Here is a 3,562-nt window from a genome sequence, read left to right as displayed (position 1 = left end):
CCGGCGCTTGCCGCGAGCCCGTCGAGGAAGGCGGCGAGCGCGACCTCCTCCTGGCGCAGGCGCGTCTCGTCGGGATCGCGCAGGTCGACGGTGAAGGTTGCCCGCGACGGGATGACGTTGATGGCGTTCGGTTCGAAGGCGATAGTGCCGACGGTGGCGACCGTGGGCGTCGGCGAAGCGCCGGCGCGATCGGCGAGGAAGGCAATGACGCGAGCGGCGGCAACGCCGGCATCCTTGCGCATCGCCATCGGCGTGGTGCCGGCATGGTTGGCGACGCCCTCGATGGTGATGCGCTGCCAGGAAATGCCCTGCAGGTTCTCGACCGCGCCGATGGCGATGCCTTCGCGCTCGAGGACCGGCCCCTGCTCGACATGCAGTTCGACATAGGCATGCGGCTTGAGGAAGCCGGGCTGATGCTTCCCGGCATAGCCGATGCGTTCCAGTTCCTTGCCCAGCACCGAACCGTCGGTCCCGGTCGTGGCCAGCGCTTCCTCGACGCCGAGGCCACCGGCATGGACCAGCGAACCCATCATATCGGGCGAGAAGCGCACGCCTTCTTCGTTGGTGAAGGCGGCAACCACGATCGGGCGCGTCGGCGCGAAGCCCGCCTCCTTCAGGCTCTCGATTGCCTCCAGGCCGGCGAGCACGCCATAGCAGCCGTCATAGATGCCGGCGTCGATCACCGTGTCGATATGCGAGCCGAGCATGACCGGCGGCTGGCTCTTGTTAGCGCCATCTGCCCAGATGCCGAAGATGTTGCCGATGCGGTCGATAGCGACCTCCAGCCCTGCCTCTTCCAGCCAGCCGACGAAGCGGTCGCGGCCGAGCCGATCCATATCGGAGGCAGCGACGCGGACGAGCCGGCCCTGCACATCGCGACCTAGGCTGCCGAGTTCCTCGATGCGGGCGAGAAGGCGGTCGGCGTCGATCGTCAGGTTGCTCATGCCGGCTGTCTCGCTTGCCCGACTTCTTCTGGTGCCATGCCCACCAATTCCGCATAGCGGCCGGGATCGGTGGCGCCTTCGGAATTGATGATGAGAACGCGGGAGCCGGCGTCGAGGCCGAGCGCCGCGCGCATCTTCTTGTCGGCGGCTGCGCGGATCAGGCCGGCGAGCCCGGCCCCGCCGCTCTCGCCGGAGACGATCGCCGGATCGTTTCCGGCAGGCCGCGCCAGTCGGTTCATGACCGACACCGCGTCCTCCTCGTCCACCGTCATGAAGGCATCGCCGAGGCGCGACAGCACGCGCCAGGCGACCAGCGACGGTTCGTAGCATTCGAGCATCGCCATGACGGTCGGCTGGCTGTGCGCGATCGTGACTGGACGCCCGGCCTTGGCCGTCTCGTAGATGCAGGCGGCGCGCGCCGGCTCGACCACTGTGACAGTCGGCCGCTTTTCGCCGAGCACGATGGCGAGATGGCCGGCAATCGCCGCCGCGAAGCCGCCGACGCCGGCCTGCAGGAAAACATGGGTGGGCGGCTCGGGCAGGCGCTTCAACGCCTCGCGCACGATCACCGTGTAGCCCTGCATGACCAGCCCCGGAATGCGCTCATAGCCCGGCCAGGAAGTGTCGGAGACAACCGTCCAGCCGCGCTCGGCGGCGACGCGGGCGGCTTCCCTAACCGACTGGTCGTAATCGCCCGCGACGCGCACCATCTCGGCGCCGAAGCGGGCGATGGCCGCCACTCGCTCGTTGCTGACGCCCGAATGGACGAAGATGACGGAGCGCGCGCCGACAAGGTTGGCGCCCTGCGCGACGGAGCGACCGTGATTGCCGTCAGTGGCGCAGGCGAAGGTCATCTGCGCGGCGACCGCCTTCACCTCGGGCTTGTGCAGTTCGGCGACATCAACGGCGCGGCCAAGTCGCTTGCCGGCCTCCTCCAGCACCAGGCGCATGACGGCATAGGCGCCGCCCAGCGCCTTGAAGCTGCCGAGGCCGAGGCGCTTGCCTTCGTCCTTGACGTGGAGCGCGCCGATGCCGAGCTCGCCGGCAAAAGCCGGCAAGGCGTGCAGCGGCGTCTCGGCGTGGTTGTCGCGCGCGGCGAGGAAGCGCTCCGCCTCCCCGGCACCGACTGTCCCAAGCGTGGCGGCATCTTCATGGGTCAGCGGCTGGCGATGGTCAGGGTGGCGATTGAGCAGCAGCATGGCTTGGCTTTCTCCGTCTCGATGGCTGAAATTTATTGCAAGAGGAGCGAGAAAGGCGCTCTGTTTTGCCGCTTGAAATGCAAGTTTGTTTCGTCTGGGATGTCGCCATGACCGCTTCGCCCGAGCTCGACCCCTTCGACCGCGCCATCCTCGCCATCCTGCAGAAGGACAACACGACGCCGCAGCGGGTCATCGGCGAGGCGGTCAACCTGTCGGCGCCTGCGGTGCAGCGGCGCATCAAGCGCATGGAGGAGACCGGCGTCATCCGGGCCAATGTGGCGCTGGTCGACCCGGCCAAGGTCGGCCACCCGATCACCATTTTCGTCGAGGTGGAGGTGGAGAGCGAGCGCGCCGAACTGATCGACGCCGCCAAGCGCGGCTTCGCCGAGGTGCCGGAAGTGCAGCAATGCTATTACGTAACCGGCGAGGCCGATTTCATCCTCGTCGTCACCGTGGCGACCATGGCCGACTACGAGGCGCTGACCAGACGGCTGTTCTTCGAGAACAACAACGTCAAGAGATTCAGGACGTTTGTGGCGATGGACAGGGTGAAGGTGGGGCTGGAGGTGCCTTTGGACGTGTCGCGTCCACGGTGACTTAGTGGATTTGCATCGAAGTGTTCGTGTCACAACATGATACTCTACGCTTGACGAAGGAACGTATCATGATAAGATACGTTAGTCGGAGCTGCCGGTGATACGCTCGTTCAAGAACAAAACTTCCGAAGCGGTATCGACAGGCAAGGCCCTGAAAGGGTTTCCGGCGGACCTCGTGCGTGTCGCTCAGCGGAAACTGTTCATGCTCGATAACGCCGCGGAACTAGTGGATCTTCGAGTCCCGCCGGGAAACCGGCTGGAAGCGCTGAAGGGCGATCGGGCTGGCCAGTATTCAATTCGCATCAATGACCAATTCCGCATTTGCTTTCGATGGACGGATGGCGGCGCGGAGGATGTTGAAATCACCGATTATCACTAGCCGAAAATGACCGGCTCTGTGCGACGGAGTAAACCAGATGATCAATCTCGATAAGCCGATCCATCCCGGTGAGATATTGAGGGCCGAGTTCCTCGAGCCACTCGACCTAAAGCCTTACACCTTGGCGAAGAAGCTTCATGTGCCGCGCACCCGTATCGAGCGCCTGGCCAACGAAACCACGCCCGTCACGCCGGACACCGCTTTGCGCCTGGCAAAGTTCTTCGGGACGACCCCGCAGTTCTGGATGAACATGCAGGCGAGCTACGACCTTGCCGTCGAGGGCGCCTCCATACAGGAAGAACTCAAGGAGATCGAACGCTTTGAGGCGGCTGCCGCTTAAGGGCGTGACGCGTCGTCGCTTCCCGTGAAGGTCGGGCTGGAAGTGGCGCCTTCGTCATTCTAGGGCGAAGCAAGGAGCGAAGCGACGCGCGCAGACCCTAGAAT

The 3,562-nt window shown here is 64.9% G+C and carries 5 protein-coding genes; 3 read left to right on the top strand and 2 right to left on the bottom strand.

Annotated features, from left to right (window positions below):
- Together Q0L57_RS08195 and Q0L57_RS08190 are read right to left on the bottom strand one after the other, a co-directional pair.
- The coding region (locus Q0L57_RS08195; protein WP_296740955.1) for a hydantoinase/carbamoylase family amidase at positions 1-944 on the bottom strand (944 nt) is incomplete at its 3' end.
- Positions 941-2,143: a diaminopropionate ammonia-lyase gene (locus tag Q0L57_RS08190; protein ID WP_296740953.1), complete on the bottom strand. Its 1,203-nt coding sequence runs from the start codon at positions 2,141-2,143 to the stop codon at positions 941-943. The genes Q0L57_RS08195 and Q0L57_RS08190, both read right to left, overlap by 4 nt.
- Before the next feature lie 107 nt (positions 2,144-2,250).
- Between Q0L57_RS08190 and Q0L57_RS08185 the strand changes: the two genes are divergently transcribed.
- The 3 genes from Q0L57_RS08185 to Q0L57_RS08175 all read left to right on the top strand — a co-directional run bounded on the left by Q0L57_RS08185 (position 2,251) and on the right by Q0L57_RS08175 (position 3,458).
- Entirely contained in the window at positions 2,251-2,739 is a 489-nt protein-coding gene (locus Q0L57_RS08185; protein WP_296740951.1) for an Lrp/AsnC family transcriptional regulator, read from the top strand.
- A gap of 97 nt (positions 2,740-2,836) precedes the next feature.
- Positions 2,837-3,118, top strand: coding sequence for a type II toxin-antitoxin system RelE/ParE family toxin (locus tag Q0L57_RS08180; RefSeq protein ID WP_296740948.1), 282 nt, complete (start codon positions 2,837-2,839; stop codon positions 3,116-3,118).
- 37 nt (positions 3,119-3,155) lie between these two features.
- Positions 3,156-3,458, top strand: a complete 303-nt coding sequence (locus tag Q0L57_RS08175; RefSeq protein ID WP_296740946.1) for a HigA family addiction module antitoxin — start codon at positions 3,156-3,158, stop codon at positions 3,456-3,458.
- Positions 3,459-3,562 lie beyond the last annotated feature (104 nt).

Source organism: Mesorhizobium sp., assembly GCF_024509055.1.
Lineage (GTDB): Bacteria > Pseudomonadota > Alphaproteobacteria > Rhizobiales > Rhizobiaceae > Mesorhizobium.
The sequence above is the reverse complement of the archived record's forward strand: the minus strand, read 5'-3'. Positions and strand labels throughout refer to the sequence as shown.